Here is a 23,866-nt window from a genome sequence, read left to right on the forward strand (position 1 = left end):
GATGTGCGCGTTGACGTACGCGCACTGCCTGCGCGCCCGGCAGCACCGACCGCACCGCCAGTTCAGACGAAGACCTGCCGACTTCCCGGCCGCGTCCCCGCACTTCCGGGGGGCGTGAGCTCCGGGCCAACGAGAGGAACACCTCCCGTGCCTGCCCCCCGTACCACGCTCCGCCGCAGCCTCGTCGCTGCCGCCGCACTGCCGCTGCTCGCCGTGGTACTCACCGCCTGCGGATACGGCTCCGAGTCGACGGATGACGACGCCGAGAAGGCGAACGTCGCCGCCGACGGAAAGAAGCTCTCCGCCGACACCGTGCGCATCGGGTACTTCCCGAACCTCACGCACGCCACCGCGCTCGTGGGTGACCAGGAGGGTCTGTTCCAGAAGGAACTCGGCGGCACCCAGCTGAAGACCTCGACGTTCAACGCGGGCCCCTCCGAGATCGAGGCGCTGAACGCCGACTCGATCGACATCGGCTTCATCGGTCCCTCGCCGTCCATCAACGGCTACACCAAGTCCAAGGGCAAGAACCTCCGGATCGTCGGTGGTGCGGCCTCCGGCGGCGTGAAACTGGTCGTCAACCCCGAGAAGATCAAGACCCTGGACGATCTCAAGGGCAAGAAGATCGCCACCCCGCAGCTCGGCAACACGCAGGACGTGGCCTTCCTCAACTGGATCTCCGAGAAGGGCTGGAAGGTCGACGCCCAGAGCGGCAAGGGCGACGTCTCCGTCGTCCGCACGGACAACAAGGTGACTCCGGACGCCTACAAGTCCGGTTCCATCGACGGCGCCTGGGTCCCCGAGCCGACCGCCTCCAAGCTGGTCGCCGAGGGTGCCGAGGAGCTGCTGAACGAGTCGACGCTGTGGCCCGACGACAAGTTCGTGATCACGAACATCATCGTGTCGCAGAAGTTCCTCAAGGAGCACCCGGACGTCGTCGAGGCGGTGCTGCGCGGTTCGGTGAACACGAACGCGTGGATCAACGCCAACCCCGACAAGGCGAAGGCGTCCGCGAACGCGGCGCTGAAGAAGCTCACCGGCAAGGCGCTGCCGGCCGAGATCATCGACCCGGCCTGGAAGTCGATCCAGATCACCGACGATCCGCTGGCCGCCACGCTCGACGCCCAGGCCGAGCACGCGGTGAAGGCCGGTCTGCTGGAGCAGCCCGACCTTGAGGGCATCTACGACCTGAAGCCGCTGAACAAGGTCCTCAAGGCCGCGGGCAAGCCCGAGGTCGCCGACGCCGGTCTCGGCGTCAAGTAACCAGCCGCTCGAAGACCCAGGAGGTGACGACCATGGCGAACACCCTCACCAAGGCCGAGGACCGTGTCGCGGTCGGGCACGCCGCCCGTATCGCACATGTCTCGAAGTCCTTCGCCGGACCCACGGGAGCGCAGCTGGTCCTGGACGACATCACGCTCGATGTCGCCCCGGGCGAGTTCGTCACCCTCCTGGGAGCCTCCGGGTGCGGAAAGTCGACGCTGCTCAACCTGGTGGCCGGACTCGACCGCCCGACCGGGGGCTCCATCGAGACCCCCGGCGGCCGGCCGGCCCTGATGTTCCAGGAGCACGCCCTGTTCCCGTGGCTGACCGCGGGGAAGAACATCGAACTGGCGCTGCGTCTGCGCGGCGTACCGAAGTCGGAGCGCCGCACCGAGGCGGAGCGGCTGCTGGAGCTGGTGCGCCTGGGCGGGGCGTACGGCAAGCGGGTGCACGAGCTGTCGGGCGGTATGCGCCAGCGGGTGGCGATGGCCCGCGCGCTCGCCCAGGACAGCCAACTGCTGCTGATGGACGAGCCGTTCGCCGCGCTCGACGCCATCACCCGGGACGTCCTGCACGACGAGCTGACCCGGATCTGGCGCGAGACGAACGTCTCGGTCCTCTTCGTCACACACAACGTGCGCGAGGCGGTCCGTCTCGCCGAGCGCGTGGTGCTGCTCTCCTCCCGCCCCGGCCGGATCGCCCGCGAGTGGACGGTCGACATCGAGCAGCCGCGCCGCATCGAGGACACCGCCGTGGCGGAACTGTCCGTCGAGATCACCGAACAACTGCGTGGGGAGATCCGCCGTCATGGCCAGCACTGACATCAAGTCGGACGGAGCGGCGTCCGGCGGGAGCGGGCCGGGCCAGGGGAAGCAGGACGACCTGGCCGGTCTGGAGGCCGGCCTGGACGCACTGGACGCCGTGCAGGTGCACCGCACCCCGGTGCGCGAGGTGCTGCTCCGCAAGGTCCTGCCGCCGCTGGTGGCGGTGGCCCTGGTCGTCGTCGTGTGGCAGCTGCTCGTCCAGGCGCAGGTGACCGAGGACTACAAGCTGCCGTCGCCGTCCGCGGTGTGGAGCAGCGCACGCGACATGTGGCTGCAGGGGACGCTGCTGGAGGTGGTGTGGACCAGCATCTCGCGCGGTCTGCTCGGCTTCCTGCTCTCGGTCGCCATCGGTACGCCGCTGGGTCTGCTGGTGGCCCGGGTGAAGTTCGTCCGGGCCGCGATCGGCCCGATCCTGTCCGGGTTGCAGTCCCTGCCGTCCGTGGCCTGGGTGGCGCCGGCCGTGATCTGGCTCGGCCTGAACGACTCGATGATGTTCGCGGTCATCCTGCTGGGCGCGGTGCCCTCGATCGCCAACGGCCTGGTGTCCGGCGTGGACCAGGTGCCGCCGCTCTTCCTCCGGGCGGGCAGGACGCTGGGCGCGACCGGTCTGCGGGGCACGTGGTTCATCGTCATGCCGGCCGCTCTGCCGGGGTATCTGGCCGGTCTGAAGCAGGGCTGGGCGTTCTCCTGGCGCTCGCTGATGGCCGCCGAGATCATCGCCTCGTCGCCGGATCTCGGTCTGGGGCTGGGGCAGTTGCTGGAGAACGGCCGCAACAACGCGGACATGCCGGGGATCTTCCTCGCCATCCTCCTGATCCTGTTCGTCGGCATCGCGATCGATCTGCTCATCTTCAGTCCGCTGGAGCGGTGGGTGCTGCGCAGCCGCGGTCTCCTCGTCAAGAACTGAGCCTCTGACATGACATCTCCGGTCCTCCTCGTCATCGCCCACGGCAGCCGCGATCCGCGGCACGCGGCGACCGTGCACGCGCTCACCGCGCGGGTACGGGCGCTGCGGCCGGGGCTGCGGGTGGAGACGGGGTTCCTGGACTTCAACGCCCCGTCGGTACCGAGAGTGCTGGAACGACTGGAAGCCGAGGGCGCGGATGAGGTGGTGGCGCTTCCGCTGCTGCTCACCCGGGCGTTCCACGCCAAGTCCGACATCCCGGCGGTCCTGCGCGAGGCGCGCGCCCGGCTGCCGCGGCTGCGGGTGCGGCAGGCCGAGGTGCTCGGCCCGTCACCGCTGCTGAACTCCGCCCTGGAGCGGCGGCTGCGGGAGGCCGGGGTCCGCCCCTGCGACCGAAGCTCGACCGGGCTCGTCCTGGCCTCGGCGGGCTCCACAGACCCGGAGGCGATCGCAGTGATCGCTGAAATCGCGCGGGAGCTGCGGCACACCGGTTGGTGTTCCGTGCGGCCTGCGTTCGCCTCCGCATCTCATCCCCGTACCGAGGACGCGGTACGGGCCCTGCGGGCCGACGGGGTGCGCCGGGTGGCCGTCGCCCCTTACGTGATCGCGCCCGGCCGCCTCCCGGACCGCATCGCGGCGGGGGCGGCCGAGGCCGGGGCCGCCGTGCTGGCCGGGGTGCTGGGCCCGTCGCCGGAGCTGGCGCGGTTGCTGCTGGACCGGTACGACGAGGCCCGTGTCCGCAGTGCCGGCCCTCTCCGGATCAGCGCCTAAGGGCTGTCCCGTAATCCCTGGTGGATCAGCGCGCGGCGTCAGATGCGGTGCATCGCAAGGCGGAGGGGCGTCCGCATACTGGATGTATTCGGGCGTTCCGACAACGCGGCGAGGTGCCGTAGCTGTCGTCGTGCGCCCGCCAGGGATTGCGGGACAGCCCTTAGGCTGCCGGGTTCTCGCTCAGCCCCTGTCCAGGCCGCCCGTGCGGGTGCGCTTGAGTTCGAAGAAGTCCTCGTGCCCGGCGAGCACCCGGAAGCTGTCGAACAGCCGCGCCGCCTCCTCGCCGCGCGGCACCGCCCGCAGCACGGGGCCGAACCACACGGTCCCGTCGACGTGAAGGGTGGGCGTGCCCACGTATCCGTCCGCCTCCGGGTCCTTGCCCGCGTCGTGACTGCGCCGCACCGCCTCGTCGTACGCCGGATCGTGCGCGGCGGCGGCCAGTTCGGCGGGGAGGCCGAGCTCGTCGAGGGACTGCGCGATCACCTCGTCGAAGTCCTCGCGTCTCTGCTGGTGGATCCGGGTTCCGTAGGCCGTGTACAGATCGCGCAGCACTCCCTCGCCGCGCAGTCCGGCCGCCGCGGCGGCGACGCGTACCGGGCCGATCGACTTGTCGACGAGCGTGCGGTACCAGTCGGGGAGTTCGTTGCCGGTGTTGTGCAGGTAGAGGCTCATCACGTGGAAGCGGAGCTCGATGTCGCGCTGCTGCTCCACCTCCAGCATCCAGCGGGAGGTGATCCAGGCGAACGGGCAGGCCGGGTCGAAATAGAAGTCGACGACGGCCCTGCCCGCGTCCGGGCTGCGGTGAGTGGTCATGGGATGAGCCTAGCCAGCCGGTGGCGCACCCCTGCGGTCCATTCGACGCCTACTGGAGTGGGCCATTTTCATGCGGCGGTCCACTGCGGGTCGCGCCCGCTCAGGGCCACCGCACGGTCGAGGTCGGATGCTTCCGGATCGACGGTGACCTCGTCGGCGAAGCCTTCGTACTGCCGGTAGAGCGCGGCCGTGCTCTCGACGATCCCGAGGACGTGGGCGGCCGCCGCGTCGGAGAGCCGGAACTCCTGGCCGGTGGCCCGGGCCACGTCCCAGCCGTGCAGGACGGTCTCCTCGATGAGCATCGCCGCGGTGTCGGCGGCCGGGGTGGCCGACTCCCCGCTGCCGATGGCGCCCTCCCAGACGGCCGGGTCGGACCAGGCGGCGACGGCGCGGTCCAGCTGGGCCGCGTACCGCTCGGCCCAGTCGGCGTCCGCGGTGAAGTCCCGGGTGGTGAGTTCCCCGGGGATCTCCGTGCGCAGGGCGCGGTGCTCCATGCCGTGCGAGGTGTAGAGAACCCAGTGGTTGATGAGCCCGCGGACGTCCCAGCCCGCGCAGGGGGTGACAGCGGTGTCGAGCTGTTCGGGGCGGACGCCGCGGGCCACGCGGGCGGCTTCGGCGGCGCATTCGGTCATGTGGGCGTGCTCGGTCTTCATGCTCAGCACTCTAGGAAGGATCATCGCTCCCGGTCTTGAAGAAAGGCGACAGCCACCGGCCGGTGGGACACCGGACGGCCGGACTACTGTTCCGTTATGCGCGCACCCCTTCCCTCCCCCTCGCTCCCCTCCCCCGACCGTTCGTTCCTCCTCGGCGGCGAGCTGCCCGTGCGCCGTCTCGGTTACGGCACCGCCCAGCTGACCGGCCCCGGTTACTGGGGCCCGCGCGGAGACCGCCTGGAGGCACTGACCGTGCTCCGGTCGGCGGTCGAGCAGGGCGTCACCCTGATCGACACCGCCGACAACTACGGCCCGGGAGTGGCCGAGGAGCTGGTGGCCGAAGCACTGCACCCGTACCGGGACGACGTCGTGATCGCGACGAAGGGCGGCGTCGTCCGGACCAGTGACAGCGCCTGGCACATCGCGGGGCGGCCCGAGCAGCTGCGGGCGATGTGCGAGGCCAGTCTGCGCAGGCTGCGGACCGACCGGATCGACCTCTACCAGTTGCACCGGCTGGACCCCGAGGTGCCGATGGCCGATCAGCTGGGGGCTCTGGATGCGCTGCGGCAGGAAGGTAAGATCCGGTACATCGGTCTGGACACCCTCACCGCCGACCAGCTGGAGCAGGCGCTCTCCCTGACCGGGATCGCCTCGGTGCAGAACCGCTTCAACCTCCTCGACCGCGGCTCGGACGCGGTACTGAAGGTGTGCGAAACCCATGGCCTGGCATTCCTCCCCTGGTTCCCGCTGGCCAACGGCGCGCTGACCGGCGACGCCGCCGTCGCGCTCGACGGTGTCGCGCGGGGCCATGGCGCCACCCGCGGGCAGATCGCCCTCGCCTGGCTGCTGCACCGCTCCCCCGTGCTGTGCCCGACCCCCGGCACCGGTTCGCCCGCCCACCTCGCGGAGAACCTGGCGGCCCGGGAGGTCCGGCTGACGACCGAGGACCTGAGCTGCCTGGAGGCGCTCGCACCCGCATGAAGGAGCACCCGCACATGACCACGACCGCCGCACCCGTCCAGCCCGCCCCGACCGCCCCGGTGCCGGTGATCCGGGCCGACCAGGTCTCCTTCGTACGGGAGGGGAACGTCCTGCTCGACTCGGTCTCACTGACCGTGCGGGGCGGGGAGCACTGGGCCCTGCTCGGCGCGAACGGGGCGGGCAAGAGCACCCTGCTCGGGCTGCTCGGCGCGGTCACCCACCCCACCCGGGGCTCGGTGGAGGTGCTGGGGCGCACGCTCGGCCGGGTGGATCTGCGGGAGCTGCGGACCCTGCTGGGCCATGTCGATCCACGTCATCCGCTGCGCTCCCCGCTGACCGTGAGCCAGGTGGTGCTGACCGGTCTGACCAATTCGGTCGAGCCCCTGCCGCGCTGGTCGCCGGGGGCCGGGCAGCGGGAGCGGGCCGAGCGGCTGCTGAAGATGCTGGGCATGGGCGGCAGGACGCGGTCGCGCTGGCCGGCGCTCTCGCAGGGTGAGCGGGGGCGCACGCTCATCGCCCGTGCGCTGATGCCGCAGCCCCGGCTGCTGCTGCTCGACGAGCCGGCCACGGGGCTGGATCTGGCCGCCCGTGAGCAGTTGCTGGACAGCCTGGACGCGTTGCGCGAGGAGCATCCGGAGCTGGCGACGGTCCTGGTCACGCACCATCTGGAGGAGCTGCCGGCCTCCACGACGCACGCGATGCTGCTGCGCGGCGGGCGGTGTACGGCCTCGGGGGCGGCGGACGAGGTCCTGACCACGGAGCGCGTGAGTGACTGCTTCGGTCATCCGGTACGGATCACCCGCACGGACGGACGGTGGGCGGCTCGGGCCCAGCGGGCGGCCCGTCGCTGACACCGCCTCACCGCTCGTCGGCCGCCGCGGTGACGAAGGGGGTGGCCTGGTGGTAGTAGAGCAGCCAGCCCGTCTCGGTGAGGCGCCACAGCGAACTGCGGTGGGCGCGCTTCCCCTTGGCCTCGGAGTCGAAGGTGACGTGGACGAGATCGTCGGCGAGTTGGACCCCGCGCATCCCCGAGGCGGTGAGCTGCCCGGCTCGCGGGGCCTCGTCCGAGGTCAGGGAGGTGATGACCATCGCGCGGTCCCAGCGGCGGCCGGTGGTGTCGACCTCGCGGAAGTCGGGGTGCAGGACCTGGACGAGGAGTTCGGTGGAGGACCGGACCGTCGGGTCGAGGAGGCGCAGTTCGCCCTCGACGGCCGCGGCCACGCCGGGGGTCGGCTCGCTCATGCGGCACCTCCGGCCGCTCGCGCGGATCCGGTGGGCCGTGCGTGGGGCCCGGTCGCGGTGGTCCTGCGGTGTCCGCTCCCGCTCGTCCCGGGCGGCGGAACCGCGTACATCATCATGGGCACACCATAGGACGATCTTCCCGAGCCGGGCGGCCGCCGCGCCCCGTGGGGGAGGGCGCGGTGGCCGCCCGGTCGGAGGGCGCCCTTGTTACTCAACGACCTTCAGCAGCTTGTTCGCCGTCCCTTCGGTGGCGTTGCTGATGGCGTCCGGGGTGGCTCCCCCGGTCAGCGCCGTCGCGACCTGGGCCGGGGTGGCGTCGGGGTGCCCCGCCAGGTAGACGGCGGCGGCACCGACGACGTGCGGGGTCGCCATGGACGTACCGGAGATGGTGTTGGAGCCGGTGTCGCTGTCGTTCCACGACGAGGTGATGTCCGAGCCCGGGGCGTAGATGTCCACGACCGAGCCGTAGTTGGAGAACGAGGACTGCTCGTCGTCCACCGTGGAGGAGGCGACCGTGATCGCCTCCGGGACGCGTGACGGGGAGCCCCCGCCGGCGTCGCTCGACTCGTTCCCGGCGGCCACCGCGAAGGTGACTCCGGAGGCGATGGCCTTCTGGACGGCCGCGTCCAGCGCCTCGTCCGCGCCGCCGCCGAGGCTCATGTTGGCGACGGACGGGCCCTGGTGGTTCTCGGTGACCCAGTCGATGCCGGCGACGACCTGCTCGGTGGTCCCCGAGCCGGAGTCATCGAGGACGCGGACGGCGACGATCTTGGCCTTCTTGGCGACGCCGTACGTCGCCCCGGCTATGGTGCCGGCCACGTGGGTGCCGTGGCCGTTGCCGTCGTCGGCACTGTCGTCGTTGTCCACGGCGTCGAAGCCCGAGCCGGCCCGGCCCCCGAACTCCTCATGGGTGGTGCGGACACCGGTGTCGATGACGTACGCGGTGACGCCCTCGCCCGCGCTCTCCGGATAGGTGTACGCGTTGTCCCCGGCGGTCTCCGCCTGGTCGATGCGGTCCAGACCCCAGGACGGCGGGTCGTCCTGGGTGGCGCTCGTGTGGAACTTCTTGTTCTGGACGACCTTGGAGACGGCCGGGTCGGCGGCGAGGCGCTTGGCCTCGGTCTCCGAAAGCCCGCTGGCGGAGAAGCCGTTGATGGCGGAGCTGTAGTTGCGCTTCAGCTTGCCGCCGTACTCCTTGGCGAGCTTCGCCTTGTCGGTCTTCTGGTCCAGCATCACGATGTAGCTGCCGGAGACGGCGGTCGCCGCGTCGGCTCCGTAGATCTTGCCGGTCGCCGGGGCGGGTGCCGCTCCCGCGAACGGGCTTGCCATCAGGGTGACTCCGGCGGCCGCGGCCACCGCGGTGATGGCGGCGGTCAGCTTGAACCGGCGTGCGCGCTGGTGAATTGCCATGAAGAGGGGTCTCCTCGTCATTCTTTGTGGGGGGATTGGCCCTCGGCCGGAAGATCTCCGGGGGCTGGTTCGAAACCCTTACCGATTGACACGCGCAGATCAAGACCTTCCCCGCGTCCGCGACGCCCCGGCCATGGTTTCGTCACAGGAAGTCGACCACTCGCACCCAAGTCGGTCACACGCAGAGCCCGTTACCGACCGCGTACCACCGCCCGTACATCACGGCCGCGACCCCACGGCGGTCGCACTCCTGGAGTCAGCGCTTCGCCCCGTTCGTGACGCTTCCTCACGAACGGGGCGGGGCGAGGCAGGTTCAGCGCCGGACGATCCGCACTCCTGTCACACCCATCAGCCCGGCGAGGGGAACATCGGATGCCGTCTGCGCGGGGTCCACCGTCAGACCGCCGCCGCGCACCATGTCGAGCAGCATCCCGGCGAGCGGCATCACCATGTGCCGCCCCCAGCACCGCTCGGACTCATGGCCGAAGGGCAGGCAGCCGGGCTGATCGTCCGGGTCGAGGCCGTCCCAGCGCTCGGGCCGGAACGCATCGGGGTCTTCCCAGAGCGCGGGATCCCGGTGGCTCAGCAGCGGCAGGAGCAGGAAGACCCACAACAGCCCGGGGGAGATGGCGCGTTCCCCCTCCCCTTACCCGTATGCGCATGTCGGAGCAAGGGCATGAAGAAGCAGCCTCAGCATGTCTGAATCGCCGCCGTTCAGGAATGCCGTGCCACCACTCCGGACAGGCAGCCGACGGGCGGACCGACCGGTACGCGACGAGAGAAAGAGGCGTACCGGTCGGTAATTTCCCGCTCCGCTCGGTGTCAGCGCTGATATCGGGCCAGGACCCGGTTCCCGTCCTCCACCAGACGCTCCCTCAGTTCGTCCGCGCCGATCGCACCGCTGTAGTACTCCTGGAGCGCGGGGGTGGCGACCTTGTCCTTCCACTCGGGGTAGCCGCGCACGGACTGGGCCGGGGCCGGGCGCAGCGCGGTCGCGAGGGCCACGCCGGTCGCCCAGCCCCGGTCGGCGGTGTGCAGCGAGGGGTCGGCGAGGGCGGCCGTGCCGGTCGGCAGCATCCAGTCGCCCTTGGCCAGGCGCACCATGTTGGCGGGCCGCAGCAGGAAGTCGATGAACTCCACGGCCTCCTTCTTGTGCGGGCTGTCCTCGGCGACGGACAGGGTCTGCGGGCTCACTCCCTGGGCCAGGCCCCCGGCCCCGGCCGGGGCGGGGAGCACGGTCCACTCGAAGCCCTTCGGGGCCTGTTCGACGACCTGTTGGCGGTAGGAGAACCCGAGCGGCACCATCGCGTACTTCCCGCCGAAGAGGCCGGGCAGCGTGTCGCCGCCGCCCATGCCGAGTGCCGTGCGGGCGGCGCTGTGGTCGGTGTTGACCTGGTCGTGAATGGTGTCCGGGACCACCCGGTCACCCTCGGCCATCGTGACGGTCACCTTTCCGTCGGCGCCGCGATGGAACAGCCGGCCGCCCGCCGAGAGGCCGAGGCTGAGGGTGACGGAGACCGGCTCCTTGAGCGGCCAGGCGATCCCGTAGCGGCCCTTGCCCGTCAGCTCCTTGGCGACCTGCCGGAACTCCGGCCAGGTCCAGGGCCTCTCCGGGGTCGGGATGCGGACCCCGGACTCCTTGAGGATCTTGGTGTTGGCGATCAGGACCCGCGGTTCCTGGAGGAACGGCACGCCGTAGACGCCGTCGTCGAAGGTGGTGGTCCGCCAGCTCTCCGCGGGGATGTCGTCGGTCAGCCGGTCCGGGAGGAGGGTACGGAGATCAGCGAGGTAGCCGCCGTACGCGAAGTCCGCGAGGTCGTCGGAGGCGTCGTGGATGACGTCCGGGGCCTCGTCCCCCTCGAAGGAGGTGAGGAGCTGGTCGTGGACGCTGTCCCAGCTGCCTTGGACGTACTGGACCTCGACGTCGGGGTGGCTCGCGTTCCACTCCTTCACCAGTCGCTTGTTGATGTCGACGGATTCCTTCTGCCAGGCGAGCGACTGGAAGCGGATCCGGATCTTCCCGTCCGCCCCGTCGTCGCCGTCCCCGGCGCACCCGCTGAGCAGGAGGGCGAGCGCGGCGGCCGCCGCCGCTGCCGTACGTACCACTGCGCGCATCAGCTCTTCACCGCCCCGGCCAGCATGCCGCCCGTGATCCGCCGCTGGATGACGGCGAACAGGACGAGCGAGGGGAGGGTGGCGAGGAACGCCGCGGCGGCGAGCGGCCCGAGGTCGCTCGCGCCCTCCGCTCCGAGGAAGTGGGTCAGTACGACCGGCAGGGTCTGTTTCTCCGGTGTCTTGAGCAGGACGAGCGCGAAGAAGAACTCGTTCCACGCGGTGATGAACGCGAAGAGTGCGGTGGCGACGATCCCGGGGGCCAGCAGCGGGGCGGTGACCGAGACGAGTATCCGCAGCCGACCGGCCCCGTCGACGGCCGCGGCCTCCTCCAGTTCGGGCGGCACGGCCCGTACGTAGCCGACCAGCATCCACAGCGCGAAGGGCAGGGCCCACACCGCGTACACCATGATCAGCCCCCACAGGGTGTTGATCAGATGCAGGTTCTTGAGGATGAGGAAGAGCGGAATGATCAGCAGGACGAAGGGGAACGCCTGGCTGACGACGACCCATCCGGTGGCGGCCGTGGAGAGCCGCGAGCGGTGGCGGGCCATCACATAGGCCATCGGGGTGGCGATGACGACGGCGATGACGCCTGCGGAGAGAGCGGCGATCAGCGAGTTGGCGGCGGCCCGGAGCAGCGGTTGCTCGTCGAAGGCCTGCCGGAAGTTGTCCAGCGTCGGGTGCTCGGGGATCCAGGTCGGGTGCAGGGAGCCCAGCTCCTGTGCGGGTTTGAACGCGGTGGAGATCAGCCACAGGAACGGGAAGGCCAGGAAGACCAGGTAGCAGAGCAGCGCGAGGTACTGCCCGGCGCGTGCGGGCCTGCTGGTGCGCGGACTCATCGGTCCTCACCTCCTCCGAGCCGTCCGGCGAGATGGACGGCGAGGAGCACGGAGATCACCGCGACCATCACACAGCCCATCGCCGCGGCGTAGCCGAACTGTCCGTACCGGAAGGCCTCTTCGTAGGCGAAGAGCATCGGCAGCCGGGTACGGCCGCCGGGACCGCCGCTGGTCAGCACGTAGACCAGGGCGAAGGAGTTGAAGTTCCAGATGAAGTTGAAGCCAGTCATTTCCCAGTCCCACGACCTTCAACTTCGCCACCCAATCTCCCTGCTGGCACGGCTTTCGCCGATGGGTCGACGCTTGGTTGACGTCGGGTTCACCCCTGGTTCACCAAGATCATCTCCCACCTGTTTCCCATACAGCTCCCGGGAGCTGGGAAACAGCAGACCGGGGCCGGACCACAGCGCCCTTGGAGGCGACTGAGGCGGTCCGGCCCCGGCGTCTTGTTCAACGAATGTCTCGTACACCGATGCCGGTTTACGGTTCACTCGTCCAGGTGGATACCCGGCGCGCCACGACGGGTAGATGGAAGCCTCCCCGTCAGACGCCATAGGGGGTACTGCGGCTGACGGGGACGGCCCCCTCGACCGGCGGGAACCTGAACCCCGCGGTCGAGCTTGTTGAGTTTTCATCATCGAACGCAGGTTCGAATCAAGCAGGCTACGCCCGCACGTCCGGCATATGCCAGACCGCGAGGAGGTCGGCCACCTCAAGGTGGACCCCTCTACTCACTTTCCAAGATCAAAGAATGCCGCAAAACTGCTGCGGACATAAGATGATCTTCGGCGGAGCGTGGCTCACATGCTCCCCGCAGACGACCAGTGGATCCTCGACGCCCGACGGGCGATCGGCGACCGCGTGCGCGTCCAGCGGATACACCTCGGCCTCACCCAGGAACGGCTCGCCGAACTGAGCGGGGTGGACCGGAGCACGATCCAGCGCATCGAGTACGGCGAAGAGGCGAAGATCAGCCACCTGCTGCTGATCGCCAGAGCGCTGCGTGTCCACGTGACGTACCTCCTGAGCTGACCGTCCCGTCGTCCAGTTGTGCACAGGTCAGCCCAAATGAGCCTTGCTCACTCTTGACCGAAAAACTAGTGTCCGTGGGCAACATTTGCACATACCAATCGGTACCGGTCACCGCGCGTATAACTGCTGGCCAGCGCCCTGCGGTGGTTCGCGGTGAGGTGCCCCATCTTCACGTAACCGGTCACTGGAGTAGACCGGATCCCGCCGCAACGTCACCCCAGCACTTGTTCTCGGCTTGCGCAGCCCGTCTCGTCGGCGCACGCCCGCGGGAACCACGAGTACGCGGCGCCCTTCTGCGGCCTCGCACGCTGCTCGCCCAGGTCGACGTCATAGCCCGCGGCAAGCGGATGCCTGCACCAGACGCAACGCCAACCCCGCTGCTGGTGCGCGGTCAGTGCGGCAAAAGACGGAAGCTCTCTGGTGGTCACAGCTGCCTGCCCCGATGGGCCGCACAGGTAACGACAGGCCACGGGCGGCTGTCGTCGACCGTGACCTCGCCAGCAGGGTGCAGAGGCCCCGTGACAGCGCCACAGTGCCAGCACGCCTCACCGTGTAATCGGGCGAAACTCGGCTGATCTGTGGTGCTGGCCGGCGCGGAGTTCGATGCACTCATGACCCGTCCTATCTGCCCGGTTCCTGCTGACGGGACAAATCATGGGCTGCCGCAAGGGGCACAAGTACCCCGGCAAGGGGTAGCGAGGGGTACCTAGTCGGCGTGGCACCACTCGGCGAAGTTCGTCAGTGTCTCGGCGTCGGCCCGCTTGAGCCGGCGGAGCGTGGCCGCATCCTCCCGCACCCACGGGTGTTCCCGGGTGTGCTGGGGGGCGATACGGCGTGCGACCTTCAGGGACTCAAACGCGTCATCCATGAGCCCGCCCCAGAGCTGTGCGCGGGCCAGTTCGATCCAGAACCCGCTGCGGCGCTCTGCCGGAAGGTCTGCTGGTGGCGTCCATTCGCGGGCCACGTCGAAGGCGCGCTGCACGTGCTCGTTGCCGAGGCTCACCGCGACGGACACCTCGTGGATTCGCACGGAGTCTGGGCCGAACGCGGTGCCCTGGTACACGCCCTCCCGAACGCGGTCCCCCAGCATCCGGGCCTCATCAAGGTGTTCGTCCGCGGCATCCCCACTCCCGGCGCGGCCGGCAATGACGGCGGCCCGCATGTGCAGGGCTCCGCGCGCTGCAACGGCCTGGGCGGCTACTGGCGGCGGGCAGGCGTCGATGGCCTGCTCCAGGGCGCGCAGCCCGGCGGTGTGGGCGCGGGCGGCGAAGAACGTCTCCGTGCGGACGTATCCGACGCTGGCCGCGAGCAGAGGATCCTGTGCGCCGGGCACAGCCCATCGCATCAGTTCGACCAGGCGGGCGGATAGGTCGCGGGCCCCGTATTTGTACGCGACAGCATCCGCGGACCGGTACGCGGTGACGAGGAGTCCTGCCACCTCCGGCACCTCACTGTGCGGTGCGCCAGCGGCGGCGCGGGAGAGTTCGGCGAGCAGGTCGGGGACTTCGCGGGCGATCTGCAGGTACTGGGCTGACAGCCGCCATGCCGTGGTCTGGGCGACAGCTGTGCGTAGCTCGGGCAGGGGGCGGACTGGTCCGTCGTCCGGCATGTCGTAGGCAGCAATGGCCGCCGACAGGGCGGGCAGGGCGTCCCGGATGCGGGTGGAAACATGCTCGCGGTCCGCGACGAGGCGGGACGGGTCCACGCCGAGGGCGGCGGCGATCGCATCGAGGGTGTCGTCGGTGACGCCCCGCTCCCCGCGCTCGATCTTGCGGATCGTACCGAGAGCCACCTGGGCTCGGGCGGCGAGCTGTTGCTGGGTCATTTTCGGGCGGGCGACGCTGCGGTAGTACGCAATGCGTCGGCCTACCGAACCGGGTTGGGTCGGTGGCATCCTGGCTCCGTTCGAGGCGTCCACTTCGAACCGTACCGGGGTGGTCGCCGCCCAGGTACGCAAACGGCCCCACCTGAACCCTCAGGTGGGGCCGTCGCGTTCAGGTCAGGTGTTGACGAGTCCGACCAGGTCTGTGAGCGAGTCGATGGACCAGTCCGCAGCGGCGCGGACCTCGGGGTCGTCGGCCCACCAGTACCCCCACGGCCCGCGGCGCAGATGTGCGGTCCGGAGGCCGGCTGCCTTCGCGGGGAAAACGTCGTTGGCGGGGTGGTCGCCGACGTACAGGGTGTCCCATGCCAGGGCACCGGAGGCGTCGAGGACGCGGGCGAAGAACTCGCTCGACGGCTTGGCGCAGCCCCATTCTGCGGACGTTGCGATGAAGTCCGCAGGCAGGTCCAGGGCGCGGAGCAACTCTCCGGCCTTGACTGTCTGGTTGCCCGCGATGACGACCCGGACACCAAGGCCCTGTAGGGCGGCCAGGGCAGGTCTCACGTCCGCGTACACGTCGGATTCGTCCAGGTGCTCGCCGCGGCCGGCTGCTTCGCGGGCGGCGTACTCGGCTGCGACGTCGATGCCTGGCCGGAGGAGTTTCACGGCGTCGGCGTTGTCGCGGCCCTGGGTGACGACGGCGCCGACAAGGGCGCTGAGGGTGTGCGGTGGGACGTCGAGCCAGTCAGCCCAAGATGCCCAGTAGCGGTCGTCGCGGATCAGGGTTTCGCCGATGTCGAAGACGATGGTCTCAATCACAGCGCGAGCCTACCGAGCCTCATTGTCAGCCCGGCGTCGTAGAATCTGCGCATGCCCTCTCCTCCTTCGCCTGCCACATCTGTGCGCTCGTTGGCCGCGGTGAACGCGGACATTCGTGCGCTGTGGGCGCGTGGTGGCCGGTTGTCGGTGGAGGGGCGTCGGGAGTATGAGCGGCTTCTCGCTGAGTGGGCGGCTGTGGTGCGGGGCGACGTCGTCGAGGCGGCGTGATCACTTTCGCGGTACTGCGGAAGTGATGGCCTGGCCTGCGGCTGATTGTCAGTGCCGCCGTTTAGGATCCGCCCGTGGCAAATCCGAGTGATGAACTGATCCAGCTGTACAGGGTGGCCGTCGAGGCCCAGACGAAGCCGACGTCCGAGCCGTACACCGAAGAGGGCTGGGCGCCGTGGCTGGAGGCGGCAGAAGCGTTTCAGCGGGCCGTGACCGCAGAAGCCGAGGCAACCGAGACCGGGCGGGGAAAGCTGGAGCAGGCGGTGAAGAAGATCGTGCTCTGGCCCGAGGCTGACGCGGGCTAGCCCCGGAAGCCGTATCGCCAGGCGCCGTCCTCGGTGCGGCCAAAGAAGCCCTCGTCGCCCATGAGTGGCACATAGGTCGCCTTGCGGAGGATGCTGGCAGGTTCGCCCTGCGCTGCAGCCATCAGGCCGTTGATGCCTTCGTCGACTGGCAGGTCGACGGCGGCCGGGGGTTCCCCGCTGGACCACGTGATCCGCTGGCCGTCGTGCGGGCCTCCGACGCACTCGACTTCGCACCGGTCGGGGTACTCCGCCCAGACGGGCAGGGCGTCGAAGTCGGTGTCGGGCAGGTTGCGGCCGGTGTGCTCGACGGCATAGTGGCGCAACTCCTGGCGGGCCGTCCGCTGGGCGTGCTCGCGCGTGTGCTCGTTGGTCTCCCAGAGCATCCGGTCGACTGCCAAAAGGATGTGGGCGAGCTCGCCGTCGATGACGGTCTGGCAGCGGAGCTTCAGCGTGTCGGGGTCCATGCGCCAATTCTCCTCGTCTTCGGTCGGTGATGTGGCCGTCTGCGGAAGCAGCTCCGCCCCCGTCCCGGGAGCAGCCGGGGCGGGGGCGGGAAGCAATCCAACCGCAAAAGCGGGGGCCGCAGCCCGAAGGATTGTTTGGTCCTCCGATTGTACGAGACCGGTATGACAACCCGGCTGCAATCAGGCGGCGTTGCGCGTTCCCCGACGCCAGTGGCCGGTCTCCGGCTCGCCGGGTTGCAGGCGCTTCCAGCTCTCCACCCGGGACAAGGCTGCGGCAAGCTCGTCGACGCTTGGCACCTTCCTCGATGTTCGCAGGCCTCGGTGCGGCATCTGGCGCCCCATTTCGCTCAGCAGATCCCCGACCGCAGCAGCAACCGACGCATGCACGCGAGCCCGCATCCAAGCCCTCACGGCTTCCTCCTCGGGTAGGGCCGGTACTCGCCAGGCGACAGATAGACGAGCACTTCGTCCCGGCGTGGCTGGTAGTGCGGGAGCGTGCCACCCCGGGCAGGGCCCGGGAAACCGCAGCGGTCAAGAACGGCGACCAGCGGGCGGCGGATCACCACGGCTCGGAATGCTCGATGCACCGGAAGTGGCTCTCCTCGCAGAGAGGGCAGGCCGGCTCCTTGGCCGCCATCACCTCACGGAAGGCCTGCTTCGACGTGAGGGACATGATGCGCCGAGACTCGGCATCGACGCCGCCCTGAGCTTCCTGCGATTCCTTCACCACGACCTCCTCGGGGTGCCCCCGCCGACGGGGGAGGCGGCGGGGGCACTGCCAGTGTGGCAGGGCAGGCGGGGGCGGGGCCAGCTACCCCTCAGGGCGCCGCGACTGGGTCAAGATCCGGCACGCGGACACAGAGGATGCCCTCGTCGTCGGCTACACCGGGCCCGCGCTCCGACCCCACCGCCTCGCACTCCTCGTCGGCGACGAAGGCGGGCCCGTCCAACTGTCCGCCCGGATCGACCCTGTCCTCGCCGGCCGGATCGGGGCTGCTCTCACCAGTGCGTTCGTCACCGGGCAGCGGCGCGCCCAAGGCGAGACGTACCACCACGTCGACAGCGACCTGATGGTCGAAGTGCTCGCCGGGTCCGGGCGGCACGGGACACTCACCGTCACCCGGATGCGGTGAACGACGCCAGCTAGGAGGTACGGGCAGCCGCTTGGCCTCCCGTGGGGAGCCGGGAGGTGCGGCAGGCCCCGCCCACAACGGGGGTGGCGGGCAGGGCCTGAACGGGGGAACCGCCTGGGGGCAAGCTCCGGCCGCGTGATCAACGATGCACCCGTTTCAGCCAAGTGGCTAGAGGGGTGACGTGAACTCGCACATCTCTACTAAAGGACAAAATCGCTGCGACGTGCAACGTAGTGCCGCTCCACGCGGCCGACAGGGCCGATAAGAGTGTCCTCACCTACTAGGAGCCAGTCCGTCCAGTACGTTCCACCGCCGTGATGCTCGCCACGGCAGGAGCAGGTGCAATCGTCGCGCGCTGCGGTCTGGCACTTCCGGTCACATCGCTCGGTCGTTGAGAACTCCAGGTAGACGTCAACCTGTCCGAACCGTTTGGCGAGGCTCTCGATGAGTACGCGCAGGTGCGGCTTGGCGATCTCCCAGCGGCCTGGCGACACCGCGTTGTTCCGGCGCGGGCGGATGCGCTCGCCAAGCGCGTTGTGTAGCCAGTTCCGGTTGCCGGCCTTGTAGGGCATCCACACCCAAAGTCGTGTCTCGTCGTAGCCGCGGCGCACCCAGGGGCGGTTCACAGTCCGATGTCCTCCGATGCGGCGTCGGTCCACTTGTCAGCTTCGCGAATGTACCCCCAGAAGGCGGGGCTGTTGTCGGCGTGCCCGGATTGGGCGCGGATCTTCTCTTCGCGCTTGCCGGCCCGGCGGCTGGTGGTGATGAAACCAGCCCGCATGCTGTGCCCGGTCAAGCGGACGGCGAGGCCGGCTCGTTCGGCGTTGCGGGCGATGATCTCGCGGACCGCTTCCGGGGATAGGGCGTGGTCGCCGAGGCGGCCGTGGACGGTGATGGGCAGGAAGGCGGGCCCGGTGGTGATGCCTGCGGCGGCACGCCAGGTGAGCCAGGCGCGGACGGGGCAGGTGTCGACGTTCTTGCCGTAGCTGACGACGACGTCGCGGGGCGGTCGGCCTTTTACTGCGGGGACGTGGACTTCGAGGCCTTGGCTGACGTGGGCGATGGTGTCGGATCGGAGGGCAGCGACTTCGGCGGAGCGTCCGGCGATTCCGAACGCCATGAGCCAGAGGGCGCGGTCGCGGAGTCCGGTGAGCCCGTCGGCAACGGCGGCGTTCATCTGGCGGAGTTGTTCGGGGGTGGCTGCGGCGGCCTTGCCTCTCCCGCGCGCCTGCCGTTCGGGGTCCATCTTCATGGGCTTCAAAGCCTGCCGGGCGGCCACGGTGGCGACCTTGGGGACTTCGACGCCGAGCCCGCGCGCGGTAACGGTGACCCCGGTGATCCTGCGGTCGATCGAGGTGGGCGCTGCGAGCTTGATGGTGTCGAGCCAGACGACGAAGCCGACGAGCGTGCCCTTGGTGACTGCGGTCAGCGGCAGCTCGTGCCCGGCCCGCTCGGCGAGCCAGCCGTGGAACTCGGCCCAGAGCGCCCAGTCGTTGGCGTAGCCGCGTTTCGTGTTGTGGGGGCGGATGGCGTCGAGGTGCTTCTCGGCTGCCTCCTCCATGGCGGCGAGGACGGCGAGCGCTGCAGCGTCGTAGGTGGCGGGGGCGGCATTCGAGTGGTGCGGAACGAGGTCGGTCACGGACTCTCCAATCGAGTACGGTACGGGCGATGCCCCGGCTGCTTTCCTCAGCCGGGGCATCGCTGCGTTCGGAACCTCCGTCACCGGGCAACCGGCATCTGGCAGGTGCGGCAACCAATCGACCGGCCCGCGAAGTACAGCGGGGCGGACAGGTGGGGCCGCCACCGAGCCTCGTCGACCGGAGCCTCGTCCGGCCGCGCCGTCAGGGACACCCGGCCGTCACTGGACGCACACTGCACGACAACCACCTGGAACTCCTGCTCCCTGTTGGAGCGCACGGCCAGGTCATGGCCGAGGTGGGGTACCAGGGCAGAGTGGTAGTCGCCCGGCGTGGTCGGGTTGGGGCGAGTGGTGGCAGAGAGCATGGGATTCCTCCTTGATGGGTGTGGATGGGCCTCAGCGGTTTTGGTCCTCGGCGAGGAGGCGGTCGATGAGCTCGCCCGCGAGCTCGGCGTTCCCGTCGAAGTAGACGGTCAGGGCGTGCTCGATGACGGGCCGCATGCTGCGGTCACCGGCAGGGGCTGCCTTGCGGGTCTCCGTGCTGGTGTTCTGCGTGGCGTCCATGCTGTTCTCCCTGCTTGCCGCTCGTTTATGTACCTACATAATGCGCTCACGTTGCACCCTTGTCAAGCCATCTCGGCAGATGGATGCTAGTTTCTGTACCTACAAACCCGAGGGGGAAAGATGGCCAGGCCAGCCACCGGCAAGACGCCGCTGCGGAACGTCCGTGTGCCCGACGAACTCTGGAGTGCAGCCATGACGGAAGCGAAGACGGAGGGGCGCTCGCTCACTGACGTCATCGTGAGTGATCTGCACCGCTACGTGAACCGGCGTCGACGCGAACGGGGCGCCCTCGACGACGAATCGCGACACCTCGGCGAGTCGGACAATCACCCCAAATAACGCCCGTGATATCGCATGTTATCGAGGGTCACCACAGCTAAGGGGAGTCGCACCCCGCGGCGTTGAACGACGAAGCGCCCCGCCCCCCGGATGAGAGCGGGGCGCAGTCGTGTCGCGGTCAGGCTTGGACGTCCATCTTGGCCAGGTGGCTGATCAGGTCAGCGATCTCGCCGCTCTCGCTGTGCGTGAAGTCGTAAGTGACTCCGTGCCCGCAGCGCATTTCCGCCTCGATGTAGAGCACCTCGCAGGTGCCCTCGCCGCAGCGCCCGTCGCCTTGCTCCTCAACATGGGCCCGTGTGGTCGGGCAGTCCCGGACGTGTTGGTACACGTCATAGCCGTCCATCAGGCGGGTGTACCCGGTCGCACGGAACCGCTTCAGCACGTAGACGGCGACGCGTTCGTCGGGAGTCATGAGGCCGCCTTCGTCCACGGCCAGTCGGCGTCGCGGCCCGTTTCCAACAGCGGCACCATGCGGAACGCCTGGTCGGTGAGCCCGCCGAACGTGTGCCGCTGCCCGTTGCCGGACGGGGTATGCCCGGCCTGGTACCCGGCAAGGTTCCACGTGTACATCGGGGTGGCCGCCGGGATGGCCGCGGTGACCTCCCGCGCGTCGTGCCCGGCCTGCTCGTCGGTGACGATGACGACCCTGTCGTGGCCCCGGAACTCCTGCCGGAGCGCGGCTGCGGTGTCGGTGCCGCCTCCGAGGAACCAGCCGCCTTCCTTCCACTTCCGGACGTCGCCGAGGAGGGACCCGCCGCGGGTGGGGGGGAACGGCTTCGTCTTCGCGCCGGGCTGGTCGGACATGTAGTAGCGGGCGGACGAGAACGACACTACGTCGGCGTGCTCGCACCGGGCGCCGAGGGCGATCCCGAACAGGGCCGCCGCATCCCAGCGCATCAGGGTGCCGTCCCGGGAGAACGACGCGTTCATTGAGGTGGACGTGTCGACGAGAACGAGCGTCCGGCCGGGCAGGCGGGGGATGTTGGCAAGGGACGCGGTGAGTGCCTTGTCGAGGGCGTGACCCCATCGCAGAGACGGGGCGGCGTTGAACGCGGAGTAGAACCGCATGGGCAGCTGACGGGACCGGGCGACCTGCTCCGGGTCGGCAAGCCGCTTCGCGACCTGCTCGGCAACGTCGTCGGACACCCCGGCCTCGTCGAAGTTCTTGAGGTTCCGCAGCAACGCCATGTAGCCCATGGACGGAACGAGCGCCTCCCACAGCTTCGCCTTGTCGACCTTCGAGCCGGCCATCGAGAGGGCCGCCTCCCAGGTGAGACCAGCGCGCCGGATCTCCTCGGCGTCGAGAACGATGCTGGGGTCCTGCTGAAAGAACTCCGGGAACGCCATGTTGCGGGCCAGGGTGGGGAGGCTGTCCGGGTCGGGGACGGTGCCGCGCTTGTGGCGGCGGTCGAGGGAGTAGGCGAACAGGTCGCCCTGCCACGCCTTGTCGGCTGCGGGCGCCGGGTGGACGAGGTTGAGGACGTCGCCGAACCGATAGCCCTTGGAGTCGGTGTCGTACTTGAGGAGCGACCGCTCGTTGTAGAGGCGCTGTACAGCGTCGGCGACACCGCGCTTCACCGGCTTGGGGAGCTTCCGCCCGTACTTGCTGGTCCAGTACCCGAGGAACTCCCCCGGCTCATCGGCTCGCTGGAGTACCGAGTCGATGGCCTGGCGGGAGTGGCCGACGATGCCAGCTTCGAGGCGGGCCTTCGTGAACTCGGCTGCCCCGACCAGTGACGCAGTACGCATGTTGGCGTCGGAGCGCAGCCACCGCAGGAACCCGGTGCACCAGTCCGGGTCGATGACAGCGACCTGGCGAATCAGTTGGGTGTAGCGGTCGTCGCGGTCGCCGCCCTTCTCGTAGAAGGTGTCGGTGCCGACGAAGTTGGAGACGGCGAGGAGGAACAGCTCGGACTTCGAGTCGCGCAGGAAGCCGGTGCCGCCCTCGTGCGTGGTGGTGCGCTCCCCGGTCGTGGTCACGGGCGAGCTGACAGCAGGGCGGGTGCCGCGCTGGTTGAAGCGGGACATAGAAAAACCCCTCACACGGAGGGGAGGTCAGCATTGGGGTGCCCGAGATCAAAGTCGGTGACGGTGACAAGGTGCTCTACCAACTGAGCTACCGACGCCGAAGCGTCGACCGGGACTCGAACCCGGGACCACCCCATTAGCAGTGGAAGTAACCGTCGCCTGCGCACCGGGCACCCCCGATGCTGTGCCTCCCGAGATCAAAGTCGGCGTGCGGCGAGATTCACCGAAGAAGTAGCCGCGGCCTGCGCACCGGGAGGTGCATGAAGTTGTGGCCCCACTGTAACGCCCAACCCTGCGAGAACCATGTCAATTTGAGGGCCGACCTCAAACTCAGATCACCCCCTCCCGCCGTAGCGGGAGGGGGCAGCATCACTCGGGGCTGGCCGGCGGGATGTCAGGTTCGAGGAACAGGCCCTGGTACTCCGGGACTGGCTGCTCGTCTGCGAGGCCGAGGTCGACGAGGGTGGCCATGTCCGCGGCCCCGTCGTCGAGGCGCCGCTGGACCTGGCGGGGCTTGGGGTCGGGCACGGTCACACTCCAGTTCGGTTGTACTCGGTCACACGATCCGGCGGGGCGGGCGGCTCGATCCGGTGGACACGCATCTGTGCCGTCATCTCAGAGACGTACCAGGCGAACGACCGGACGAGCGACCGGAGCGACCGCAGCTCCGTCTTCGTCTCGTCGAGCTCGTCCTGCATGTCGTCACGGATCGCCTGGAATGCTGCCAGGTCTGCGGCCCGTTGGTTCGGTTCCGCCTGCGCCCGTGCGGCGGCCCGCGTCGCATCGGCCGTCGCTGCCGCTGCCGCCTTCGTAGCCCGCGCAGCGAAGAGGCCGGCGAGCACCATTCCGACCGTTCCGAACGCGGCGATAATCCCAGCCCAGATACTCACGGGGCCTTGCCTTTCCTGGCGCGCCGCGGTGCTGGGGGGATCGAATGCTCGGGCACCGCGGAGGCCCACAAAATGACCCCGACATGCGAGGTGCAGTACCAGAGTGCGACGAACGCGCCGCGGGAGTATTGGCCGCTGACAGCAGCGGACAGATAGGCAACAGCCCAAACCGTGGGGGGAATGAGTGCGGCGATGAAGCCGACCCGGTCACGGCCGACGCGTAGGAGCGAACTCCCCGCCGTGATGAGGCCGGCCACGATCCATAGCCACGACCAGTGCCGCAGCGAGCACCAGTGCGTGAGGAGTTGCAGGCCGTCGGGGTCCGGTGGGGTGACGAGGAACGACACACCCCAGCACGTCTTACCGATGCCGATGATGAGGAGGAACTCGCCGCGGCGGCCCAGAGCGTGATGCAGCCGCCGGGCCGCACGGCACGGCATCTACACCCCTACGGGACGGGACGATTCCTTGGCCGGCGTCACCTGGGCGCGGGTCAGGAGTCCGAGGACGGCGAGCACCACCGCGTTCAGACCGCCGACGGTCTCAGCCGACACGGCGAACCCGTAGGCGGCGAGCAGGGCCACAGCCGCGGCGACAAGGCCGGTGAATGCGGACGGTGCGATCGGGCGGGTGATGGCCGCGGTCGCGGCGGCGAACACTGCGGAGACGACGGCGACGATCGCGCCAGCCTGCTCCCCGCTGAGCCCGAAGTTGAAGGAGACGAGCAGCGACAGGGCGCCACTGATCGTGGCGATGATGAGAGCAGGCTCTCGGCCGAAGATGCGCAT

The 23,866-nt window shown here is 69.4% G+C and carries 30 protein-coding genes, 1 tRNA gene and 2 pseudogenes; 9 read left to right on the forward strand and 24 right to left on the reverse strand.

Annotated elements, in window-relative coordinates; genetic code table 11:
* The first annotated feature begins 147 nt into the window (after window positions 1-147).
* Genes ACFYPA_RS05795 through ACFYPA_RS05810 form a run of 4 tightly spaced genes read left to right on the forward strand, consistent with a single transcriptional unit; the run spans window position 148 to window position 3,762 of the window.
* Complete coding sequence (locus ACFYPA_RS05795) at window positions 148-1,263, forward strand: aliphatic sulfonate ABC transporter substrate-binding protein (protein ID WP_359081793.1); 1,116 nt, start codon at window positions 148-150, stop codon at window positions 1,261-1,263.
* A gap of 32 nt (window positions 1,264-1,295) precedes the next feature.
* The gene (locus ACFYPA_RS05800; RefSeq protein ID WP_359081791.1) at window positions 1,296-2,084 is read left to right on the forward strand and encodes an ABC transporter ATP-binding protein; all 789 of its coding nucleotides are present in this window, start codon (window positions 1,296-1,298) and stop codon (window positions 2,082-2,084) included.
* Window positions 2,071-2,994 (forward strand): ABC transporter permease, encoded by a 924-nt coding sequence (locus ACFYPA_RS05805; RefSeq protein ID WP_359318892.1) that lies wholly within the window; start codon window positions 2,071-2,073, stop codon window positions 2,992-2,994. Before ACFYPA_RS05800 ends, ACFYPA_RS05805 begins: the two co-directional genes overlap by 14 nt.
* A gap of 9 nt (window positions 2,995-3,003) precedes the next feature.
* Entirely contained in the window at window positions 3,004-3,762 is a 759-nt protein-coding gene (locus ACFYPA_RS05810) for a sirohydrochlorin chelatase (RefSeq protein WP_389129766.1), read from the forward strand.
* A gap of 180 nt (window positions 3,763-3,942) precedes the next feature.
* On the opposite strand, the gene ACFYPA_RS05815 is transcribed toward ACFYPA_RS05810, so the two are convergent.
* Together ACFYPA_RS05815 and ACFYPA_RS05820 are read right to left on the reverse strand one after the other, a co-directional pair.
* A complete protein-coding gene (locus ACFYPA_RS05815) occupies window positions 3,943-4,575 on the reverse strand; it encodes a DsbA family protein (RefSeq protein ID WP_359318894.1) in 633 nt (210 codons plus the stop codon).
* Between the two features lie 68 nt (window positions 4,576-4,643).
* Window positions 4,644-5,228 (reverse strand): TIGR03086 family metal-binding protein, encoded by a 585-nt coding sequence (locus ACFYPA_RS05820; protein ID WP_359081785.1) that lies wholly within the window; start codon window positions 5,226-5,228, stop codon window positions 4,644-4,646.
* A gap of 96 nt (window positions 5,229-5,324) precedes the next feature.
* On the opposite strand from ACFYPA_RS05820, the gene ACFYPA_RS05825 reads away from it, so the two are divergent.
* Window positions 5,325-6,209, forward strand: a complete 885-nt coding sequence (locus ACFYPA_RS05825) for an aldo/keto reductase (protein ID WP_359318896.1) — start codon at window positions 5,325-5,327, stop codon at window positions 6,207-6,209.
* 14 nt (window positions 6,210-6,223) lie between these two features.
* Complete coding sequence (locus ACFYPA_RS05830; RefSeq protein WP_359318898.1) at window positions 6,224-7,060, forward strand: ATP-binding cassette domain-containing protein; 837 nt, start codon at window positions 6,224-6,226, stop codon at window positions 7,058-7,060.
* A 7-nt stretch (window positions 7,061-7,067) separates the two neighbouring features.
* On the opposite strand, the gene ACFYPA_RS05835 is transcribed toward ACFYPA_RS05830, so the two are convergent.
* The 6 genes and pseudogenes from ACFYPA_RS05835 to ACFYPA_RS05860 all read right to left on the reverse strand — a co-directional run.
* Window positions 7,068-7,451, reverse strand: a complete 384-nt coding sequence (locus ACFYPA_RS05835; protein WP_359081779.1) for a nuclear transport factor 2 family protein — start codon at window positions 7,449-7,451, stop codon at window positions 7,068-7,070.
* A 207-nt stretch (window positions 7,452-7,658) separates the two neighbouring features.
* On the reverse strand, window positions 7,659-8,861 hold the full coding sequence (locus ACFYPA_RS05840; RefSeq protein WP_359081777.1) for a S8 family peptidase: 1,203 nt from the start codon (window positions 8,859-8,861) through the stop codon (window positions 7,659-7,661).
* A 313-nt stretch (window positions 8,862-9,174) separates the two neighbouring features.
* Window positions 9,175-9,462 (reverse strand): annotated as a pseudogene (locus tag ACFYPA_RS05845) (cytochrome P450); the annotation flags it as partial.
* A gap of 221 nt (window positions 9,463-9,683) precedes the next feature.
* Window positions 9,684-10,976 (reverse strand): sugar ABC transporter substrate-binding protein, encoded by a 1,293-nt coding sequence (locus ACFYPA_RS05850; protein ID WP_359318901.1) that lies wholly within the window; start codon window positions 10,974-10,976, stop codon window positions 9,684-9,686.
* Window positions 10,976-11,815 carry a carbohydrate ABC transporter permease gene (locus ACFYPA_RS05855; RefSeq protein ID WP_359318903.1) on the reverse strand — a complete coding sequence of 280 codons (840 nt, stop codon included), beginning with the start codon at window positions 11,813-11,815 and terminating at the stop codon, window positions 10,976-10,978. Before ACFYPA_RS05855 ends, ACFYPA_RS05850 begins: the two co-directional genes overlap by 1 nt.
* A pseudogene (locus ACFYPA_RS05860) lies at window positions 11,812-12,045 on the reverse strand (sugar ABC transporter permease); the annotation flags it as partial. The gene ACFYPA_RS05855 and the pseudogene ACFYPA_RS05860, both read right to left, overlap by 4 nt.
* A gap of 574 nt (window positions 12,046-12,619) precedes the next feature.
* Here ACFYPA_RS05860 and ACFYPA_RS05865 point away from each other — a divergent pair.
* Window positions 12,620-12,847 (forward strand): helix-turn-helix domain-containing protein, encoded by a 228-nt coding sequence (locus ACFYPA_RS05865; protein ID WP_389129772.1) that lies wholly within the window; start codon window positions 12,620-12,622, stop codon window positions 12,845-12,847.
* 706 nt (window positions 12,848-13,553) lie between these two features.
* Here ACFYPA_RS05865 and ACFYPA_RS05870 read toward each other — a convergent pair.
* Together ACFYPA_RS05870 and ACFYPA_RS05875 are read right to left on the reverse strand one after the other, a co-directional pair.
* Entirely contained in the window at window positions 13,554-14,741 is a 1,188-nt protein-coding gene (locus tag ACFYPA_RS05870; protein ID WP_389129774.1) for a helix-turn-helix domain-containing protein, read from the reverse strand.
* A 105-nt stretch (window positions 14,742-14,846) separates the two neighbouring features.
* Entirely contained in the window at window positions 14,847-15,488 is a 642-nt protein-coding gene (locus tag ACFYPA_RS05875; RefSeq protein WP_389129777.1) for an HAD family hydrolase, read from the reverse strand.
* 302 nt (window positions 15,489-15,790) lie between these two features.
* On the opposite strand from ACFYPA_RS05875, the gene ACFYPA_RS05880 reads away from it, so the two are divergent.
* Window positions 15,791-16,021: a hypothetical protein gene (locus ACFYPA_RS05880; protein WP_389129780.1), complete on the forward strand. Its 231-nt coding sequence runs from the start codon at window positions 15,791-15,793 to the stop codon at window positions 16,019-16,021.
* On the opposite strand, the gene ACFYPA_RS05885 is transcribed toward ACFYPA_RS05880, so the two are convergent.
* From ACFYPA_RS05885 to ACFYPA_RS05915, 7 genes are all read right to left on the reverse strand, one after another.
* Window positions 16,018-16,485 carry a hypothetical protein gene (locus ACFYPA_RS05885; protein WP_389129782.1) on the reverse strand — a complete coding sequence of 156 codons (468 nt, stop codon included), beginning with the start codon at window positions 16,483-16,485 and terminating at the stop codon, window positions 16,018-16,020. The two genes, ACFYPA_RS05880 and ACFYPA_RS05885, sit on opposite strands and share 4 nt — an antisense overlap.
* 559 nt (window positions 16,486-17,044) lie before the next feature.
* The gene (locus ACFYPA_RS05890; RefSeq protein WP_389129785.1) at window positions 17,045-17,212 is read right to left on the reverse strand and encodes a hypothetical protein; all 168 of its coding nucleotides are present in this window, start codon (window positions 17,210-17,212) and stop codon (window positions 17,045-17,047) included.
* A gap of 91 nt (window positions 17,213-17,303) precedes the next feature.
* Window positions 17,304-17,588 carry a hypothetical protein gene (locus tag ACFYPA_RS05895; RefSeq protein WP_389129788.1) on the reverse strand — a complete coding sequence of 95 codons (285 nt, stop codon included), beginning with the start codon at window positions 17,586-17,588 and terminating at the stop codon, window positions 17,304-17,306.
* Window positions 17,589-17,818: 230 nt separating this feature from the next.
* Window positions 17,819-18,244 carry a hypothetical protein gene (locus ACFYPA_RS05900; RefSeq protein ID WP_389129791.1) on the reverse strand — a complete coding sequence of 142 codons (426 nt, stop codon included), beginning with the start codon at window positions 18,242-18,244 and terminating at the stop codon, window positions 17,819-17,821.
* Window positions 18,241-19,257, reverse strand: a complete 1,017-nt coding sequence (locus ACFYPA_RS05905) for a tyrosine-type recombinase/integrase (protein WP_389129794.1) — start codon at window positions 19,255-19,257, stop codon at window positions 18,241-18,243. The genes ACFYPA_RS05900 and ACFYPA_RS05905 overlap by 4 nt, the downstream gene beginning before the upstream one ends.
* An 80-nt stretch (window positions 19,258-19,337) precedes the next feature.
* Window positions 19,338-19,622, reverse strand: a complete 285-nt coding sequence (locus tag ACFYPA_RS05910) for a hypothetical protein (protein ID WP_389129796.1) — start codon at window positions 19,620-19,622, stop codon at window positions 19,338-19,340.
* A gap of 31 nt (window positions 19,623-19,653) precedes the next feature.
* Window positions 19,654-19,821, reverse strand: a complete 168-nt coding sequence (locus tag ACFYPA_RS05915; protein WP_389129799.1) for a hypothetical protein — start codon at window positions 19,819-19,821, stop codon at window positions 19,654-19,656.
* Between the two features lie 120 nt (window positions 19,822-19,941).
* Here ACFYPA_RS05915 and ACFYPA_RS05920 point away from each other — a divergent pair, with 120 nt between their 5' ends.
* Complete coding sequence (locus tag ACFYPA_RS05920; protein WP_389129802.1) at window positions 19,942-20,160, forward strand: hypothetical protein; 219 nt, start codon at window positions 19,942-19,944, stop codon at window positions 20,158-20,160.
* A 118-nt stretch (window positions 20,161-20,278) separates the two neighbouring features.
* Here ACFYPA_RS05920 and ACFYPA_RS05925 read toward each other — a convergent pair whose 3' ends face one another.
* The 7 genes from ACFYPA_RS05925 to ACFYPA_RS05955 all read right to left on the reverse strand — a co-directional run bounded on the left by ACFYPA_RS05925 (window position 20,279) and on the right by ACFYPA_RS05955 (window position 23,866).
* On the reverse strand, window positions 20,279-20,572 hold the full coding sequence (locus ACFYPA_RS05925; RefSeq protein WP_389129805.1) for a hypothetical protein: 294 nt from the start codon (window positions 20,570-20,572) through the stop codon (window positions 20,279-20,281).
* The gene (locus ACFYPA_RS05930; protein ID WP_389129808.1) at window positions 20,569-22,188 is read right to left on the reverse strand and encodes a TROVE domain-containing protein; all 1,620 of its coding nucleotides are present in this window, start codon (window positions 22,186-22,188) and stop codon (window positions 20,569-20,571) included. The genes ACFYPA_RS05925 and ACFYPA_RS05930 overlap by 4 nt, the downstream gene beginning before the upstream one ends.
* 101 nt (window positions 22,189-22,289) lie before the next feature.
* Window positions 22,290-22,371 (reverse strand) — tRNA-Ser (locus tag ACFYPA_RS05935).
* 186 nt (window positions 22,372-22,557) lie between these two features.
* The gene (locus ACFYPA_RS05940; protein ID WP_389129810.1) at window positions 22,558-22,716 is read right to left on the reverse strand and encodes a hypothetical protein; all 159 of its coding nucleotides are present in this window, start codon (window positions 22,714-22,716) and stop codon (window positions 22,558-22,560) included.
* Window positions 22,717-22,718: 2 nt separating this feature from the next.
* Entirely contained in the window at window positions 22,719-23,078 is a 360-nt protein-coding gene (locus ACFYPA_RS05945; RefSeq protein WP_389129812.1) for a hypothetical protein, read from the reverse strand.
* Window positions 23,075-23,518, reverse strand: a complete 444-nt coding sequence (locus ACFYPA_RS05950; protein ID WP_389129815.1) for a hypothetical protein — start codon at window positions 23,516-23,518, stop codon at window positions 23,075-23,077. The genes ACFYPA_RS05945 and ACFYPA_RS05950 overlap by 4 nt, the downstream gene beginning before the upstream one ends.
* Window positions 23,519-23,866 carry a hypothetical protein gene (locus tag ACFYPA_RS05955; protein WP_389129817.1) on the reverse strand — a complete coding sequence of 116 codons (348 nt, stop codon included), beginning with the start codon at window positions 23,864-23,866 and terminating at the stop codon, window positions 23,519-23,521.

The sequence above is a fragment of the Streptomyces sp. NPDC005775 genome (assembly GCF_042871565.1).
Classification (GTDB): Bacteria; Actinomycetota; Actinomycetes; order Streptomycetales; family Streptomycetaceae; genus Streptomyces.

Bases quoted from the DNA above. Each gene is read 5' to 3' on its own strand.
- ACFYPA_RS05800 (WP_359081791.1), top strand. From the start codon at position 1,296: ATGGCGAACACCCTCACCAAGGCCGAGGACCGTGTCGCGGTCGGGCAC.
- ACFYPA_RS05805 (WP_359318892.1), top strand. From the start codon at position 2,071: ATGGCCAGCACTGACATCAAGTCGGACGGAGCGGCGTCCGGCGGGAGC.
- ACFYPA_RS05810 (WP_389129766.1), top strand. From the start codon at position 3,004: ATGACATCTCCGGTCCTCCTCGTCATCGCCCACGGCAGCCGCGATCCG.
- ACFYPA_RS05815 (WP_359318894.1), bottom strand. From the start codon at position 4,575: ATGACCACTCACCGCAGCCCGGACGCGGGCAGGGCCGTCGTCGACTTC.
- ACFYPA_RS05820 (WP_359081785.1), bottom strand. From the start codon at position 5,228: ATGAAGACCGAGCACGCCCACATGACCGAATGCGCCGCCGAAGCCGCC.
- ACFYPA_RS05825 (WP_359318896.1), top strand. From the start codon at position 5,325: ATGCGCGCACCCCTTCCCTCCCCCTCGCTCCCCTCCCCCGACCGTTCG.
- ACFYPA_RS05830 (WP_359318898.1), top strand. From the start codon at position 6,224: ATGACCACGACCGCCGCACCCGTCCAGCCCGCCCCGACCGCCCCGGTG.
- ACFYPA_RS05835 (WP_359081779.1), bottom strand. From the start codon at position 7,451: ATGAGCGAGCCGACCCCCGGCGTGGCCGCGGCCGTCGAGGGCGAACTG.
- ACFYPA_RS05840 (WP_359081777.1), bottom strand. From the start codon at position 8,861: ATGGCAATTCACCAGCGCGCACGCCGGTTCAAGCTGACCGCCGCCATC.
- ACFYPA_RS05850 (WP_359318901.1), bottom strand. From the start codon at position 10,976: ATGCGCGCAGTGGTACGTACGGCAGCGGCGGCGGCCGCCGCGCTCGCC.
- ACFYPA_RS05855 (WP_359318903.1), bottom strand. From the start codon at position 11,815: ATGAGTCCGCGCACCAGCAGGCCCGCACGCGCCGGGCAGTACCTCGCG.
- ACFYPA_RS05865 (WP_389129772.1), top strand. From the start codon at position 12,620: ATGCTCCCCGCAGACGACCAGTGGATCCTCGACGCCCGACGGGCGATC.
- ACFYPA_RS05870 (WP_389129774.1), bottom strand. From the start codon at position 14,741: ATGCCACCGACCCAACCCGGTTCGGTAGGCCGACGCATTGCGTACTAC.
- ACFYPA_RS05885 (WP_389129782.1), bottom strand. From the start codon at position 16,485: ATGGACCCCGACACGCTGAAGCTCCGCTGCCAGACCGTCATCGACGGC.
- ACFYPA_RS05910 (WP_389129796.1), bottom strand. From the start codon at position 19,622: ATGCTCTCTGCCACCACTCGCCCCAACCCGACCACGCCGGGCGACTAC.
- ACFYPA_RS05915 (WP_389129799.1), bottom strand. From the start codon at position 19,821: ATGGACGCCACGCAGAACACCAGCACGGAGACCCGCAAGGCAGCCCCT.
- ACFYPA_RS05920 (WP_389129802.1), top strand. From the start codon at position 19,942: ATGGCCAGGCCAGCCACCGGCAAGACGCCGCTGCGGAACGTCCGTGTG.
- ACFYPA_RS05925 (WP_389129805.1), bottom strand. From the start codon at position 20,572: ATGACTCCCGACGAACGCGTCGCCGTCTACGTGCTGAAGCGGTTCCGT.
- ACFYPA_RS05930 (WP_389129808.1), bottom strand. From the start codon at position 22,188: ATGTCCCGCTTCAACCAGCGCGGCACCCGCCCTGCTGTCAGCTCGCCC.
- ACFYPA_RS05950 (WP_389129815.1), bottom strand. From the start codon at position 23,518: ATGCCGTGCCGTGCGGCCCGGCGGCTGCATCACGCTCTGGGCCGCCGC.
- ACFYPA_RS05955 (WP_389129817.1), bottom strand. From the start codon at position 23,866: ATGCGCATCTTCGGCCGAGAGCCTGCTCTCATCATCGCCACGATCAGT.